At 40.2% G+C, this 18725-nt stretch carries 2 protein-coding genes; both read right to left on the bottom strand.

Annotated elements, in window-relative coordinates; all coding sequences use genetic code 11:
• Positions 1-20: 20 nt before the first annotated feature.
• Positions 21-11921 carry a non-ribosomal peptide synthetase gene (locus J2S11_RS21210; RefSeq protein ID WP_307398040.1) on the bottom strand — a complete coding sequence of 3967 codons (11901 nt, stop codon included), beginning with the start codon at positions 11919-11921 and terminating at the stop codon, positions 21-23.
• A 183-nt stretch (positions 11922-12104) separates the two neighbouring features.
• On the bottom strand, positions 12105-18668 hold the full coding sequence (locus tag J2S11_RS21205; RefSeq protein ID WP_307398038.1) for a non-ribosomal peptide synthetase: 6564 nt from the start codon (positions 18666-18668) through the stop codon (positions 12105-12107).
• Positions 18669-18725: the final 57 nt, after the last annotated feature.

Raw genomic sequence — 18725 nt, 5'->3', positions numbered from 1 at the left:
CTGTATCCCCTCCCTATCACTTAGTCATCAATAAGCTCACCTAACTCATCCTGTAGCTCGTCCAATTCATCAATTGTTAGGTCCTCATAGCCTAAATCAGCCGGTGTAGATATCGTCTCTTTTTGCAAATCACAATGATCAATAACCGCACCCAAGGAATGTATAAACTGCTGCAAAAACAAGTCAATTGTTTCTCTTTTGAATTCCTGTGGATGAAAGGCTGCGCGCACAGCTAGCTTTCCTTCCGTAACGATGGCACTTAGATCTAAAGCATACTCTTTAATCGATCCAGGACTAGAAGCGATTCCACTTGAATAAGGTGAGCCTTTGAAATAGCTTGAGTTTAATTCCTGATCAAACTGCCCTAAATAATTAAAGAGAACATCTATACCGTCACTAGGACTATCCTGTAGCAAGCTAGCATTGTATTTTAAAACGCCATATCCTACACCTTTATGCGGGACCTTTCTTAACATCTCTTTCACATTCTTAATCCAATAACCTACGCTTTCCGCTTCTTCAGCTTGAACTCCCTTAACATCCAAAACAACAGGATAAATAGCTGTAAACCATCCAACCGTTCTTGTAGTATCAAGACCAGCAACGATTTCTTCCCTTCCATGACCCTCTAAATGAATGCCAAGCCTTTCTCGTCCTGTCCATTTGTGTAAAGCCAGCCCCAATGCACTAAGGAGCAAATCATTAATCTCAGTATTATAGGCTTGGTGTGCCGATGTCAGAAGCTGCTTGGTCTGCTGATTAGATAAAGAAGCAGACAGAACATCGGCGTCATGTAAAAGTCGGGTTTTCATAGACTGATCCCTAGGCAAAATAGTAAATTGTTCAGCCTCTACTTCTTCCCAGTAAGCTAATTCCTTAGAGGCGAGCTTACTCTTAGAGTAATCGGAAAGAGCCACAGACCATTCTTTGAAAGACAATGTTTTTGCTTGGAATTCAATAGGCTGCTGCCGGGATACCTGATTAAAGCCAAGCTCTAAATCAGCTAATAGTATTCTCCAAGAAACCCCATCAATCACTAAATGATGGATGACTATTAATAAATGATCTCCCTCATTTGTTTTAAATATGGCTACCTTTACTAAAGGACCCTGCTCAAGGCTTATATCCTCGTGTATCGTTGTGGCTGTGCGATGGATGTAGCTTGACACATCCTCCTGAATAGGAACCTGAAAAACAAAGAGCTTGAATAGATCAGAAAGAGAATTTGTCGAAAAAGGTCGATTTTCCTGAACAAACTGATTATTTTCCTTCCTAACAACCATTCTTAGTGCATCATGATGCTCAACAAGCTTCGTAAATACCTGTCTCACTGTATGCTCTTCAAAGCCTTTTTCATTAAAAAGTAAAATCGCTTGGTTGAAATGCTTTGGCTCAAGCTTTTGAGTTTCAAAAAAGTGCTTTTGAATAGGAGTTAGCATAACTTCACCAGTGACCATTTCCTGACTCTGCTTTCTACGATTGACACGAACATACTTACTTAAGTCAGCGATTCGAGGATACTGAAAGAGATCCTTAATATCTAGCTTAAGAGCATATTTATATAGCCTGGATGCAACTTGAATGGCTTTGATAGAATCTCCACCTAGGCTGAAAAAATGATCATGAATGCCAACCTGCTGGGTCCCTAGAACATCCATCCATATCTCTACTAGTTTTTCCTCAATGTCATTTCTTGGGGCCTCATATTCCCTTTCAGACTTGTAGGATGGATCTGGCAAAGACTTACGGTCTAGCTTCCCATTATGGGTAAGAGGCATTGAATCTAGCTGTAAAATAGCTGCTGGGAGCATATACTCAGGAAGCTTAGCAGCTAACTGTTCAATTAATTGAGTCGCATCTAACCGTGTCGTTGCCACAATATAGGCAACAAGCTGATTGTTCTCATTATGATCAGGCTTAGATATAACTACGGCCTCTTTGATAGCTGGTAGCTTCAAAAGCTGGGATTCAATTTCACCTAATTCAATTCTATGACCTCTAATTTTCACCTGATGGTCAAAACGTCCTAAATATTGAATATTTCCGTCTTCCTGCCATTTGACAAGATCTCCTGTACGGTATAACACTTGATCAGTTTCAAAAGGATTAGAAATAAACTTTTCAGCCGTTAATTCCGCTTTATTTATATAGCCCCGGCCAACTCCAACTCCACCAATGCACAGCTCCCCTGGACAGCCGATTGGCTGTAGATTTAAATCAGGATTTAGCACGTACAGCTTGATGTTATCTATTGGCTTTCCAATTGGAATAACGTTCAAGCCTTCCTCCGAGCAATCGAAGTAGGATACATCCACTGTTGCCTCTGTTGGTCCATATAGGTTGTGCAGGGTGGCTCCCGAATGCTTATTAACAAGAGCTATAAATTGATTAACTTGATTAGCTTGAAGAGCTTCTCCACTAGTAAAGACACGCTTTAAAGAGCGTAATTGATCTCTCTCTGCGGTGTGCTCCACATACTCCAAAAAGGCGTTTAGCATAGAAGGAACAAAATGCATCGTCGTTACTTTCTCTCGTTCAATGGTGTGTAAAATCATTTCAGGGTTTTTCTCTCCACCCGGCGGTAGCAAACTCACAGAAGCGCCAGCAAAGGTCCACCAAAATAACTCCCAGACAGAAACATCAAACGTAAACGGTGTTTTTTGCAGGATGACGTCATGCTCAGTGAGCGGATACTTCCTTTGCATCCAATGAATCCTATTTAATACAGAACGGTGCTCAATCATTGTTCCCTTTGGCTTACCCGTTGACCCTGAAGTATAAATCACATAGGCTAAACTTTCTGGTGAACTATATTTTTCAGCTGGTGCAATGATATCACTATACAATGATGGATCATTCAAATTTACCACTGTAAACAATGCTTCTGTAGCCATTCGATGTTCTACATCTTTCAGCACTTCAAGGAATTTTTTTTGAGTAATGACTAGCTTTGCTTCACTATCCTCCAGCATGTATTGAATTCTATCTGTTGGTAAGCTTGGATCGATAGGCAAATAGGCAGCCCCTGCTTTTATAATGCCAAATATTCCAACCATCATTTCAATAGACCGTTCAACCAAAATACCTACGAGACTATTCCTGTCAGCCCCTTTTCCCCTCAGATAATGAGCAATAGCATTAGCACGCTGATTTAGCTGAGCATACGTTAAAGTAGTATCACCACATCGTACAGCCAGACGATCAGGAGTTTGAGCAACCTGTTCTTCAAACATATCCTGAAGGGTTTTATCATGTGGGAAAGGCATCAGGGTGTTATTAAATTGGCTCAGTAACTGATGTGCTTCTTGCTCAGAGACAATCGTAATATCTCTCATTCTCATTTCAGAATGGTGAGTAACCTGTCTAAAAACCTCAAATAAGTGACCCTTTACTTTTTCAACCGTCTCCTCCGTATAGACGTTAGCATTGTAGCTAAACCGTATCGTCATGTCATTCTCAGGAATGATGGTCATATTAAAGTCATAATTGGTTTGTTCAAAAATTTCGACTTGATCAATTGATAGCTGTATACCCTGTTCATTGGATTCTTTCATTTGTGCTTCAATAGGGTAATTTTCAAAGATCATAATATTTTCGAGCAAATTCTGCTTTAACGTAGATGTATTTTGAATCTCAGCTAGAGAAAAGTATTCGTACTGCTTGGCTTCAAAAGCCTGTTCCTGAAGAGTCTTTAGAAGCTCCGAAAAGCTCATATTTGAGCTGCTTTTCACTCTTACTGGAATCGTATTAATAAACAGCCCCACCATCTTCTCAATCCCAGGAAGATCCGGCGGTCTACCGGAAACAACAGAACCGAAGACAACATCATCTGTATGGTTGTATCTCTGTAGTAAAATTCCCCACACAGCCTGAAAAATAGTATTAATGGTAACCTGCTCCTGCTTTGCTAACGTCTGAATTTTAAGGGACAAGTCCTTGCCTAAATCGAAGTATTGTTCCTTGTTAGTATATTCCTCACTTGATAGCAGGTCATTTGTCTTAGGTAAAGTAGCCTGTTGATCATACTCAGATAAATAGTCCTTCCAATAGTCTAATGCTACACCATGATCCAACTGCTCTAACCAATCGATGTAACGGCTGTACGGCTCTGGATTCTCAAGTATAGGCTCTTCATTACGCGCATAGGTGGAGTAAATAGTAAAGAACTCTTGAGTGATAATGCCCATACACCATCCGTCCATAATGGTATGATGATGACTCCAAACGACCTGATATTCTTGTTCTTCCAGTCGTATAAGCGACATTCTCATAAGCAAACCTTCCGATAATGTAAAGCCTTTTTCACGATCAGCATGCTTAAAGCTTGCCGTATATTGCTGTTTTTCAAGATCTGTTAAATGCTGAACATCCTCATACCAAATCTTAATATCCTCATGCTCCAGTACAACCTGCTGCATTTCCTTAACGTTTTCATAAATGAATGCTGTCCTAAAAATATCGTATCTCTTTAACAGCTCATTATAGCTTCTTTCAAACGCCTCCACATTCAGAATTCCCTTTAAAGTAAAGCAAAATTGTTCAAAGTAGGCATTAGACCCCTCATGATATAAAGCATGAAAGAGAAAACCCTTCTGCATAGGGGATAATCCATAAACCTTCTCAATTTCGCGGTGGATAAATTGCTTTTGAATAAAAGCAAGCTCATCGATGGTTATAGAGCTGTTACGGTAATCACTAGGTGTTTTTTCTCCAACTTTCACATGCTTACAATGCTCAGTAAGCAGCTGTATTTGCTCTAGGTAAAGGTCTGCCAAACTTTGAATCGTCCTGTCCTCAAATTCATTTACGTTATAATGGAAGTACAGGGTTAACCTTCCTTGAGACACAATGCCGGTCACATCAAGAGCATACGCTCTGGGTCTTTCAGGATGAATGGTCATACCACTTGAATAAGGGGATAGCGAAAAGCTGTCCGTATCTAAATCCTGATCAAACTGCCCAAGATAGTTAAAGCTAACCTCTGCTTTAATACTCGTTCTCTCTTCCTTCTCCTCCCTTGAAGTGAACTCATTCAGAACCCCATATCCAATACCCTTATGTGGGATTTGTCTCAAGCTTTCTTTAGTAGCTTTTAAGAAATAAGAGAGCCTGTCTTCACTAAGTCGTCCGATGCTAAGTGATGACATGTCAAGAAGAATCGGATAAATAGCTGTGAACCAGCCGACTGTTCTTGAGGTGTTAACAGCTTGGACAATATCCTCGCGTCCATGACCTTCTAAATCGATAAACAGCTTATCTAATCCACTCCATTGCTGATAAGCCAATCCTAAAGCACTAAGTAGAAAATCATTCACATCTGTGGAATAAGCACGATGAACATGCTTTAACACATCATTTGTCTCCTCTTTCGAGAAGGCTAACTCTACAAATCTAGTATCCTTAGTCAAATTGCTCTCTGCTATATGATCTTTAGGTAATGGGTGTGCGTCCACCTGCTCAAGCTTCTGCCAATAATCTGCTGATTTCATGAAGCTTTTGTTCATTACGAGCTCCTGCAGATGCTTAGACCAATGCTGGTAAGAATGAGTTTTAGCCGGAAGCGCTAAAGGCTCCTTATTTTGAAGCTGCCTATACAAGGTGGATAAATCCTCAAATAAAATTCTCCATGAAACACCATCTATAACTAAATGATGAATAATCACAGCTAGATGATCACCCTTCATAGTTTGAAACAAGCCCAACTGTATTAATGGTCCATCAAATATATTTAGGCTTCCCTGTAAGTGATTGAGTTCAATTGAAATAGCAGCCTCAATATCTTCCTCCGCTTTCTCTGTCCAATCAAATACTTGCAAAGTAAATGACTTGGAGGTATTTTGGATGTCTGCATAAAACTGCTTTACCTCTCCATTTTCTTCATCAGAGTAACGCATACGTAAGGCATCATGATGCTCCAGAAGCTTTTTAAACATAATTGTTACCTCTGCTTCACTTAAACCATCATTAAATTGGAGCATCACAGACTGATTATAATGATGCTGAGTATCTGAATGAGCTTTAAAAAATCTGCGTTGAATAGGAGCTAATTCAACGTTGCCTTGAGCCAGTCCTTGATCAATCCTTTCTACTAAAGGCTTAATATGCTTACTGAGCTGGGCAATGGTTGGATAAAGTAGTAAATCCTTAATTTCCATTTGGAGCTCTTGGGCGTAAAGCCTGGAGGATATCTGGATCGCCTTAATGGAATCTCCACCGACCTCAAAGAAATGATCATGAATACTGAGCTCCTTCAGTCCAAGGACATCCTTCCATAGCTTAACCAAAATCGCTTCAGTAGTCGTTCTTGGCCCTTCGAAAGCATGACTTGAAAAAACTGTAGGCTTATGGCTAGCTAATGCTAATCTGTCTATTTTACCGTTTGGCGTTAGAGGGAATTGATCTAAAAATACAAAATATCTTGGAAGCATATATTCAGGCAAATCTTCTAATAAAGACGCACGCAGCTCTGATATATTTAGCTCCTTATTAGCTGAATAATACGCAGTTAGATAAGTAGAGCCAGCCTCATCTGCTTCGGTTAAAATGAACGCTTCCTTAATATCCTTTTGCCTCTGAAGCTGCACCTGTAGCTCTTTTGGTTCTACTCGATAGCCACGTATTTTGACTTGATCGTCAATTCTACCCCTATACTCTATACGTCCGTCCTCTGTAAACCTTCCGAAATCACCAGATTTATATACTCGTTCTATATTGTTTAATAACTGAATGGAAACAAATTTTTCAGTATTTAATTCATTACGATTCAGGTATCCTTGAGCCAATCCCGCTCCAGCTATAGCTATTTCTCCAGCAACTCCATGTGGAAGCAATTGATTATTCTTATCCAGCATATACACTCTAGTGTTATCAATCGGATGGCCAAGTGTTGGGCTGAGCTTGAATAACTCCCACTCCTCAAAGCTTATTTTCTGAGCGATACAGCCAATGGTAGCTTCTGTAGGCCCGTAATGATTAACAAACTCTACATGTGGATACGCTTGATGGAACACCTCCACATCCTTCACTTGTAGAGCCTCTCCTCCTAGTACAATTAATCTAAGGGAAGACAGCTGAGCCCTTGCTTCTCTTTGCTGGGCTATCGTGCTGAACAGTGCAGGCGTAAGCTTAATAAAGCTGATATTTTGCTCATCCAAGTAATTCACAAGTTTGTGAGGCTGCATGTACGTATCCTTTGAGAGCAGGTATAAAGCACTACCTGACGCTAGAGCTGAGAAGATGCTCGTATACCCCAGATCAAAGCTGTGAGACGAAAGTAAGGCAGCTCGATCCTTTGCAGAAATCTTAGTAAAGTGTTTGAACCAATGCACATAATTGGCTAAACTGCCGTGTTTAATCATTACACCTTTAGGAATACCTGTAGTGCCTGAGGTATACATAATATAAGCTAAATCATCTAAATCAATAGATGCTGTGCTAGGGTCATGAACCTCTGACCAGCTCACTTTTTCCACTAGTAAATGGTCTACACTCATACAGGAGACTTCTATCTTCCCTTCTCCCTTAGCTATTAACTCCTCAGTTGAAACAAGGGCCACACTTCCACTGTCCTGTAGGATATAGTTTATTCGTTCTATTGGTGATTCAGGATCAATTGGTGTAAAAACAGCACCTATCTTCCATACAGATAGCATACTAATGATGACTTCTACGGATGGTTCAAGCATAATTGCTACTGTCTGTTTAGGCTCGATACCCCTGTTCTTTAAAGCTGTGGCGACTAAGCGTACCTGAGTGTTAAGCTGTTCATACGATAGCTTCTGTTTTTCATCGACCAAGGCTATTTGGGTAGAGCCCTGAGAAGCATTTGCTTCAAAAAGCTCAAAGATGCTAGACATACTAGATATTTTCTCGTTATTTGCTAAGCCAGTTGGATTTTCTCCTAAAAGCTGTCTTTCTAGAAGCTGTTTCTCTTCCACAGACAGCATGTACTCTTTAGTTATGACAGATTGTCCTTGAGTCGCTGCTAAACGTACACTTTGAACGAAGTACTGAGTAAGCCTATGAATATCTTCCCTTGAAAAAACAGAATTGGAGTAAATTAAGCTGAGCTTAAGCTGTTCCTCCGTATGAATGACTGTGAAATCAAAGGAAATATGATTTTTAGTAAATTCCTTGATTTCTAGGCTTTCATTATCCTGAGTCGTTTCAAAATTCATCTCCTTATAGATGTGGAAATCTATGAAATTAAAAAATGTATCGTAAATGGGATTGCTTCCAGTAGAAGACTCACCGATTGATTTTAAAATTTCCTGAAATGGAAGACGACCATACCATTTAAGCTCTTTTAGCTTCATATCTACTGCTTCAATAAACTGATCCCAAGTGAGTTGTGCCCCAAAAGCCATTCTAAAAGGAACCGTATTTAAAAAGCAGCCCAATATTTGATCCGCATGCTCACAATGTGGACGATTATGCTCTACAATTCCAACAACAAAATCATTTTCATAGGAGAGCATATTCAGCATATTTAAATAGAAAGCAAAGCAAACATGCTTCATCGTAGTGTGATGCTTCTGAGCTAGGTGCTTTAAGTCCCTTAATAGCGCTTCATCTAACTCATATTCAAAAATCATTGTTTCCTGGTGCTCTACTAATCGACTTGGCAATGAAAGCCTTTTGTAATCCTCTAGCTCCTTCTGCCAAAATGAGCGCATCGTCTCATCTTTTTTGATAGCAAGCTGTTCTATAATAAAGGCCTTATAATCATGCTTTAACGGAAGCTGAGTAGAGGTTTCCAGCACACCATCTTTTAATTTTAAATACAGATTAGCTAGCTCGGTTATAAAGGAAGCCACACTCCAGCCATCTAAAATTGCATGATGACAGATTAGAATAAAGGAATAATTCATTTCGCCCCATTTATAAACTTGCACACGCCATAACGGCTTTAACAAATCAAAGCCTGCTGACCGATCCTCTAGCAATGCTGCTTCAATATGCTGTTTTTGAGCAGACCTTTCTAGCTGCGAAACATCTATGAAAGCGACATCTGGCGTTGCCTCATTTAAGACAATCTGCATAGGAGCTGACGCTGAGCGCAAATGAAAGACGGTCCTTAACATAGGGTGCTTCTTGGTCAGTAGCTCCAAGGCATGAATAAGTGCTTCCTTATGAAACGTAGCATCTATGAACTCATAAGGCATCTGATCATGATAGGTTCCTTCATCCGGATTCTGCATTTGATAATAGAGCATGCCTAACTGAATATCACTTAGAGGATACATATCTGCTATATTTGCAGGAAGCTTCTTACGCTCCAAATCATTAGACAATACTTCCGCTTTCTGCGCTTCAATTTCCTCAATCACACTTTCTGTTTCAAGCACGGGCTCTAATTGATCCGTTTGGTCCTGCTGATCCATCCACTCTGCTAATTGCTCAATGCTTGAATACTCATAAATGTGTCTAATTTGAAGCTCAGTCTCAAGAGATTCATTAATAGCACTGACCAGACGCAAGGCACGGATAGAATCTCCACCAAGCTCAAAGAAGTTATCCTTTACTCCAATCCTAGAGCCACTGAATACGTCCTGAAAAAGCTGGGCTAATAGTAGCTCCGTTTCGGTTTGGGGAGAAACATATTCCGTTTCAAGCTCAACACCATGTAATGGATTCGGAAGCTTGCTATGGTCAAGCTTGCCATTTGAGGTCAGTGGTAAAGCGTCAACTTGAATATAATAAGCAGGAAGCATATATTCAGGGAGCTCTTGAGCAAGTTTTTCTCGCAACAACGCTGAGCCTATTTTCTTCTCAGACCTGAAATACACACAGATATACGCCTGATCGTCAGCGTCCACCCTAGTTAAAGCGGCTACCTCTAGTAGCTCTCCTTGCTTTAAAAGAACAGACTCAATCTCTCCTAGCTCAATGCGATGACCTCGAATCTTAACCTGATGATCCATTCTCCCGTAATATTCCAGTTCTCCGCTAGGCAGACGCTTAGCTAAATCCCCAGTTCGATAAAGGATCATCCCTTGACGATACGGATCATGGATAAAACGAGTAGATGTCAATTCCGGACGATTTAAATAACCACGCGCAACTCCAGCACCGCCAACGTATAATTCGCCTATTGCTCCATCGGGCACAAGTCTCTTATTTTTATCTAAGATATGCACATAAAGGGTTGGGAGCGGTTTTCCTACATTGCTGATGTTATTCTCGATTTCATAGCTTGAAATTTCCTTATACGTTACATGGACAGTTGTTTCTGTTATTCCATACATATTGACTAGCTTCGTATGTGGAAAACGCTCTTGATAACCGTTCAGCATAGCAGGCTTCAGTGCTTCACCGCCAAATATAACGTAACGCAAATCTAGCTCGGATTGCTTCCGCTTAAGCTCCTCTAGAAAGGAGTAGAACGCTGTAGGAGTCTGATTTAAAACAGTAACGTTTTCTTTTTCCACAAGCTGTACAAAATCAGAAGTGTTTTGAGCCACTTCCTTAGGAATAATAAGTAATCTACCTCCATAAAGTAGAGCACCATACATTTCCCAAACAGAAAAGTCAAAGCAGTAGGAATGAAAGAGGGTCCAGGTATCTCTCTCACTAAACTGAAACTGAAAGCGATCATTAAAGAGAAGCTGCACGACATTTCTATGCTCTATCATTGCTCCTTTTGGCTGGCCGGTTGTTCCAGACGTATAAATGATATACGCTAGATCACTTGGCTCAGTTAAGCTTTCGAGATTTTGAACCGGTTGATTTGATATCATAGAATCGTTTAAATCTATAACTAACCCCGAATATTTGACATCATGCAGGTAGGCAGACTTGGTTATTAGGTATCGAGCAGCACTATCCCCGAGCATATAATTGATGCGATCCTTTGGATAAGCTGGATCAATCGGCAAATATGCCCCCCCTGCCTTAAGGATTCCTATAATAGCAATCAGCATTTCCATGGAGCGATCTAGCATAATTCCTACAATTGAATCTCTCCCTACTCCTTCTTTTCGGAGAAACCATGCAACCTGATTAGCTTTCTCATTTAAGGCTTTATAGTCCATCACTTTTTCCCCATACTTTAGGGCAATATGATTAGGGACTCGTTCTACTTGCTCCTCAAATAATTGCTGTAAGCTAGAATGTAGTGGAAAACTAGCCGTATCAGCGTTTGATAAAATATCTTTTATTTCATGGTTTCTAAGTACCTCGATATCAGCTAGTTTTAAGTCAGTATGATGTAGAACAGTGTCATACAAATGAAATAACTGTCCACCAAATTGTTCAATTAAAGCTCGGCTATAAAGCTCAGGATTAAAATGAATATTTAGCTCTAATTCATCATTCTTACGCTCAAAATCTAAAATGAAATCATTCGTCATACCTTCAAGAGTGTCTACCTGATGAATATTGCGCAAGTACAGTACTGTTTCCCACGTAATACTTTCATTCTGATTTTCCATTTCTAGCAACTGAAGTAACGCTGAGAAGGGGATACTTTTATTTTCATCAGCCTGTAGGACAGTATTGCGTGTCTCTAGTAGCCACTGCTTAAATGTATAATCACTTTTTATAGATAAGCTAAGTGGTAGAACAGGAGACAATGGTCTGCTCTCGTTTGAAGTGTCTTTAGGTTGCTTAAAGGAAGGCATTCCTAGAAGAACATCGTCATTGCCTGTGTATTTTTGAAAAAGAAAGGCAACACCGGCTAGTAGAATCATAAATAATGCATGATCTGATTGCTTTGCTAATGCCAAAGCCTTTTTAGACAAAGCTGATGGCATAGACATATGGTAGCTTTCAACTTCACTCGTCCTCTTTAGACGGCGCGGAATATCATTTGGAATAACACTAATGATTTGATTGTCTGCTAATTTAGACATCCAGTATTTCTTTTCCTCTATGTACATATCGTGAGTAACCAATGACGTTGATGTATGTTGATCCTTCATACATGCCCTCCCCCTTCTTAGATTCTCGTCTTCCATCAAGAGCTTCGGACCAGCTAGAGAGTGTGGTGCTTTTTTAACTAATGCATCTCTGTCCCTTCTCTTTTGATCGTTTTAAACGATCCATCAAAGCTGGTCCTATTCTCCATCGTTTTCGTTTACTAGTTTCAATTGAATTTCGGGTTATTAAAAGTCAAAGCTGATTTCGTCAGTAATTACTTTTTCTTCTTTATAAGACTCCCTTGTCAGCCTAATATCTTCTATCAAAACCGTTGGCTGATCTACAATGCTTTTAAGTAAAGCCCGATAATCCTCACTTATTTGACGAATGGTTTGTTCCTTAAACAGCTGCGTGCTGTATTCTACGTTAAACAAAAGCGTTTCATCCTTCTCTACTACTAGAAAGGTAAGATCAAACTTTGATGTCGTTTGATTCATTGGGAATGCTGAAACATGAAGCTCCCCAGTATCCATCTTTGGAGTATCTATATTTTGAATAACAAAAACAACATCAAATAATGGATTTCTACTCTTATCAACCTGTAGCTTTAAGCTTGAAACAAGCTCCTCTAATGGATAATCCTGATTCTCATACGCATGTAGGGCTTTATGTCTTACATTTTCTAAAAAGTTAGCGAAGGATTGCTTCGGCTCTAGCTTATTACGCAATGCTAAAGTATTAACAAACATCCCCAATAAGTGCTCAAGACCGTTGTAATGTCTACCGGCTACTGGGGAGCCAATAACAATTTCCTCCTGCCCTGAATATTTGTAAAGGAGAACATGATAGGCTGCCAGCAGATAGATAAACAGAGTTGTTCCTGCTTCCTCCGCTCTATTCTTTATTCTTATTGACAGGCCTTCATCTAGCTCAAAATCAATAGCATGACCAACATAGCTTTTCAGTGCTGGACGCACAAAATCAGTTGGCAGCTGGAGGACTGGAATGCCCTGTGTAAATTCCTGAACCCAGTATTTCTGCTGCTGTTGTAGCTTGGAGCTTTGTAGCTGCTCTCTTTGCCAAAGCGCGTAATCCTTATATTGAATCTCTAGATTAGCTAGGGGTTTTCCTTGGTAAAGGTCAAGTAACTCACTTGCTAGCAGCATAGAGCTTACACCATCAGAAATAATATGATGAGTATCCAGCATAAGAATATACCTATCGTTAGCACATCTTATGATACCCGCCCTGAAAAGCGGAGCTGTCCCTAACTCAAAGGGTTGAATAAAGTCACGAATCGCTTTATCTATCGCTTCATTACGCTCTTTTTCAGGATTGTTTAGCTCTAGGTCCCTCATGTCTATCAAATCTAGCTTGAAGTCAACCCCTGAATGAATAACCTGTACAGGCTCCCCATCTTTTAAATGAAACGAGGTGCGCAAGGACTCATGTCTAGCTAATAAATGGTTTATACTATTCTCCATTCTGAGAAGATCTAGCTTTCCTTTAATGAGTGTCATTTGCGGAATATTATAGCTACTCTTTGAATCTAGCATTTGATGGACAATAAACATCCTTTTTTGTCCAAAGGATACAGGGTAGTGCTCTCTTTCCTCTGCTTTCTCTATTACTACTTCCTCATGCTTTCCGGCATGTGAAAGGTATCTGGCCTGCTCTCTGATTGTAGGGTTTCTAAAAACTTGAATAAGCTCCATGTCTAGCTTAAACTCTTTCTGAATCTTGGAAGAAAGAGCCATAGCTTTAATAGAATGCCCGCCCACTTCAAAAAATGACGTATCGATCCCCATTCTTTCATTTCCTAATATTTCATACCAAATATCGTTCAGCTTTTGCTCTATCATAGTACTTGGAGCTGCATAAGCAGTCTTGCTCTCTCCTGTGTTAATAGGCTTTGGTAACGCCTTTCTATCCACCTTACCATTTGCATTAACTGGGAACTGCTCCATGAACATAATCACTGTAGGAACCATGTAATCTGGTAGTGTCTGCCCTATAAAGCGTTTAAGCTCATGAACACTTACTCCTTCTGCCGTTAGAACATAAGCACATAGATATTTGCTCCCCTGATCATCCTCTACATCTAGCACAACGGCTTCTTTAACCTGCTCATGCTCAACTAACCTTGCTTCTATTTCTCCTAGCTCAATACGGAAGCCTCGAATTTTGACCTGATAATCCTTCCTACCAAAAAACTCAATATTCCCATCTGGCAGCCAGCGACCCAAATCTCCCGTCTTATAAAGCCTCGATGGATTGCTTCCAAAAGGATCATCAGTAAATACAGCCTGGCTTAGCTCCTTTTGATGTAAATACCCTCGTCCTACACCGATTCCAGAAACACAAATTTCTCCCACAACACCTACAGGCAAAAGCTGCATGTGATCGCCAACAATATAGATATTCAAATTTTGAAGGGGTTTCCCTATAGGAATATGTTCCGTTTGTGGGCACTGTTTCATCGTGTACTGAGTAATATCATCAGCTGCCTCTGCTGGTCCATAGGCATTTACCATTGGAATATCTGGACATAGCTCAAACCAGCGTCTTACCATAGCCTGCTTCACCGTCTCACCTGTAATCATAAGGTACTGTAAAGCTGTAGGAAGACGATTCTGCTCTACCATATCATCCATCATTAGACCTAAATACGCAGGAACAACCTCAAGAATGGTGACTTCATCCCGAATGATTGAATCAAGAAATTGAGTAGAGTTGAATACGACATCATTAGGATAAATAACCGATACTCCGCCAACTGTTAGTGGTGCGAAAAATTGCCACACAGAAATATCGAAGCAATGACTAGCGTTTTGTGCCATTACTGTTTTATAAGACAGATGTAGCTCGTCTACTTCAGCAAGGATATGATTAAGCATTCCAGCGTGCTCAATCATTGCTCCCTTTGGTTTGCCTGTTGATCCAGAAGTGAAAATGACATAGGCCAAATTAGAAGGTAAAATCTCTACATCTAGGTTAGAGTTAGGCTCTTGAGCTATGAATTCATCCTCCTGATCGACTAAAATGCACGAAAGATCCTTTATGAACTGATCTGTATCTTCTGCCTCATCTGTTCCCCAAATACGCTCAGTTAGTATAGAGCTAGAGATTATATATTTAGCACCAGACTCCTGAATAATCGTTTCAATTCGGGACTTAGGATATTCTGGATCAATAGGAATGTATGCTCCTCCAGCCTTCCATATCCCTAGGATGCTCTCTACCATTTTAGGTGATCTATCCATTAGGATCGCAACTAGTTCCTCCTGCTGTGTGCCTCGCTTGAGTAGATATCTAGCCATTTGGTTTGCATGCTGATTCAAATAGCTATAGGTGTATTCCTCAGATCCAAACCTTACAGCAGTACTATCTGGATTCTTAATAACCTGTTGTTCAATTAGATGAACGGTTGTTTGATCAGTAGGAAGCTGTGCTTGTTTAGCATTAAACCCTACTACTAATTGCTGCCTTTCCTCTGATGATAGACACTCAATTTGATTAGGGTTCACATCTGGATTTAAAGCAATGCTATTCATAATCTCTTGAAAATGCCTCGCTATTTGTTGAACATACGCTTTTTTATATACATTTTTGTTGTAGCTAAATTTAATGAACAGCTCTTTACCTGGCGCTATCGTTACATCGAAATCGTAGCTAGTTTGTTCAAATGCCTCCACCTGATCAATCTGAATGCCGAGCTCTTTCTCTATTTGTTCCATTTCATTAAAATCATTAGCTACTGGAGTATTTTCAAAGACAACCACATGATTTAATAAATGCTGTCCTAATTCTGTTTGCTCTTGTATGTCAGCAAGAGAAACATAATCATAGGATAGACTTTCTAAGCTAACCTGGTGAACCTCCTCAAGTAAGCTACTAAAGGATTGATCGTTAAATTGGATTCTGATAGGAACGGTATTAATAAACAACCCTACCATCTGTTCAATTCCTGCAATTTCTGCTGGACGGCCTGATACCACTGTACCAAAGACGATATCATCCGTTTGATTGTACTTCTGTAATAATATCCCCCAGGCTACACGCATCACATTGCTCAGAGTAGTCGTTTTTGATAAGGCAATTTTATCTAAGGCAAACGTGACCTGTTCATCCAATTTGAAGCTTACTTCCTCTAGTTCATACTCACTCTGGACTTGTTTTTGATACAGCCTTGGAATTTCAATTCTCTCAGAATAACCATTTAAGTAGGATTTCCAGTAATCCAGCGCTTCCTCTTTGTCTTGCTTTTCTAGCCAGCTAATATACTGACTGTATGGAGTAGTCTGGTTTTCCGGAAGATTTTCACCCTGAATTCTTGAGCCATACAAACCAAAGAGCTCCTTAAAGATAATTCCAAGACACCAAGCATCAAGAAGGATGTGGTGATGGCTCCAAATGACCTTGTAGCGACTTTCAGAAAGCTTGAGCACAGTCAATCTCACTAGGACATCCTGAGCTAGATCAAAGCCTTTGTTCCGATCATGCTTTTTAATCCTGCCATACTGTTCCTCTTTTTCCCCTTCATCTAAGCCGGACAAATCATGGAATTTTATTTTAGTATCTAACCCTTTGAAGACAAGCTGCTGTGGGCGGCTCAAGCCTTCATGAATAAAGGATGTTCTGAAAATATCATACCTCTGTACCAACGCTTGAAAGCTAGAATCTAAAGCTGAAGGGTCTAAAAAGCCTCGTATTTGAAAGGATATTTGTTCAAAATAGGCGGCCGATCGCTGGTCCATCAAAGAATGGAAATAAAGCCCTTCCTGCATAGCAGACAATGAATAGATGGCCTCTAAACCTTCCTTCCTTGTCGCAGCGAATTCCTGTACCACTCTCCACTCCTGACGTGTAATCCCTTCATTTTTAAAATCACTTGGCGTGAAAACTCTCTCCGTGGCTTGATTGAAATGGCTGCCAATCCTCCTTAATTGCTCCGCGAACAATTTGGCTAGCTGATCAGCCTGTCCTTCCGATAAATCACTTTTAGGATACGTAAGCTTAAAGGTAAGCTGTTCGTGAATCAGCATACCGTTAAATTCAATAGGAGCTATCCTTTCCATTGTTGGACTTATCTGCTCACCTAATGAAATAGTTGAGAGTTGAAAGAGATTACCGTTCATATCTTGGTCAAATTGCCCTAAGTAATTAAAGCTGATCTCAGGCTTTCTCCATGCTTGCTGCTCTTCACTTAGACCAGTTTGCTGATCATCAAGATAACGTATGATTCCATAGCCAATTCCCCGATTCGGTATTCTACGCATATCCTCCTTTACAGCAATAAGAGCATCCTCTAACGTAGAGCAATCATTTAGATCAACAAGAACAGGAAACATGCTCGTAAACCAACCAATCGTTTGGTCTAATCGAATATGATCTACCATTTCCTCCCTACCGTGTCCTTCTAAATGAATGAGCACCTTGTTAGAGCCGTCCCATCCTCTAACAGCTAATCCCAATGCAGCTAACAGAATCTCATTCATTTCTAAGCCATAGGTTCTATGTCCATATCTGAGCAGTTGGGCCGTCTCTTCTTTAGTTAAAGTTACTTTTATGTCTACACTATCCTGATATAGGTAGCTATCTCTTCCTGATTCTATTTCCCACTTTTTTCTTGGAGGAGCGTGTTCATGTAGTCTCTTCCAATACTTCCTTTCTCTTTTCAGCTCCTTGCTTTGGGCATACTCTTGAAGGTAATCTGCCCACTCTTTATACGAAGAGGATTTGTTTCCAAGTACCATGTCCTCCCCTGCTACTCCTTGGGTGTAGAGCTTACTGAAATCCTCTAATATAATACGCCATGAGACTCCATCCATAACGAGATGATGAGCCGTTAAGAATAAATGATCCCCTTGCTTTGTTTGAAACAGTATAACCTTTAGTAGCGGTCCTTTTGTAAGATCAAAAGACTTTTGTGATTGTTGGATAATTCTTGCAATCTCTGAATGAGCCATCTCTGTAGCTAAATCGAGACTAATAACCTGATAATCGCACAAACAGTCCTCCGTCTTTAAAAATGTCTGCTTTACTTTCGACTTATCTACCGTAAAAGTAGCTCTCAAAGCATCATGATGCTCAACGATTTTTTTGAAGGCTGCTCCAACATAATCCGGGTTAAAGCCTTCCTCTCGATAAAGGGCAATAGATTGATTGAAATGGTGCTGATCCGTAAAGTTCTGCTCAAAAAACCATCTTTGAATTGGAGTTAAAGCCACATCTCCTTCTACTGGTCCATCCTCTAGCTTCTTTGTATCTTTTTTAATGCGCTGAGCAAATGCCTTTAGAATTGGATATTGGAAGATATCCTTCACTTCCATTTTCAGACCATTTGCATAGAGCCGCGAAGAGACCTGGATCGCCTTTATTGAATCTCCCCCAAGCTCAAAGAAATGATCTAAGACACTAATTCTAGGGACGCCTAATACACTCTCCCATACCTGCACCACTATTCGTTCGATGCCATTACTTGGCTCTACGTATTCACTCTGACTCTCTATTGCTTCATTAGGCTTTGGAAGAGCCATTCGATCCACTTTTCCATTTGCCGTTAATGGGAAGAACTCTAATTTTTTAAAATGAACAGGGACCATATACTCTGGGAGCTTTTCCAATAAATACTGACGAACCTCTGGGATTGAAATCTCTCTTCCCTCTACTGGTACTATATAGGCACAAAGATAAGCCTGTTCTTGCTGATCCTTTAAAGCCACAACTAAAGCTTCGCTAATATCTGTATGCTGTAATAGCTGATGCACAATTTCATCTAATTCAATCCTATAGCCTCGAATCTTCACCTGATGGTCTATACGTCCTAGGTATTCAATTTGACCATCAGCTAGCCAACGTGCTAT

The sequence above is a fragment of the Bacillus horti genome (genome assembly GCF_030813115.1).
Classification (GTDB): Bacteria; Bacillota; Bacilli; order Caldalkalibacillales; family JCM-10596; genus Bacillus_CH; species Bacillus_CH horti.
This window is presented reverse-complemented; position numbering and strand designations above follow the sequence as displayed.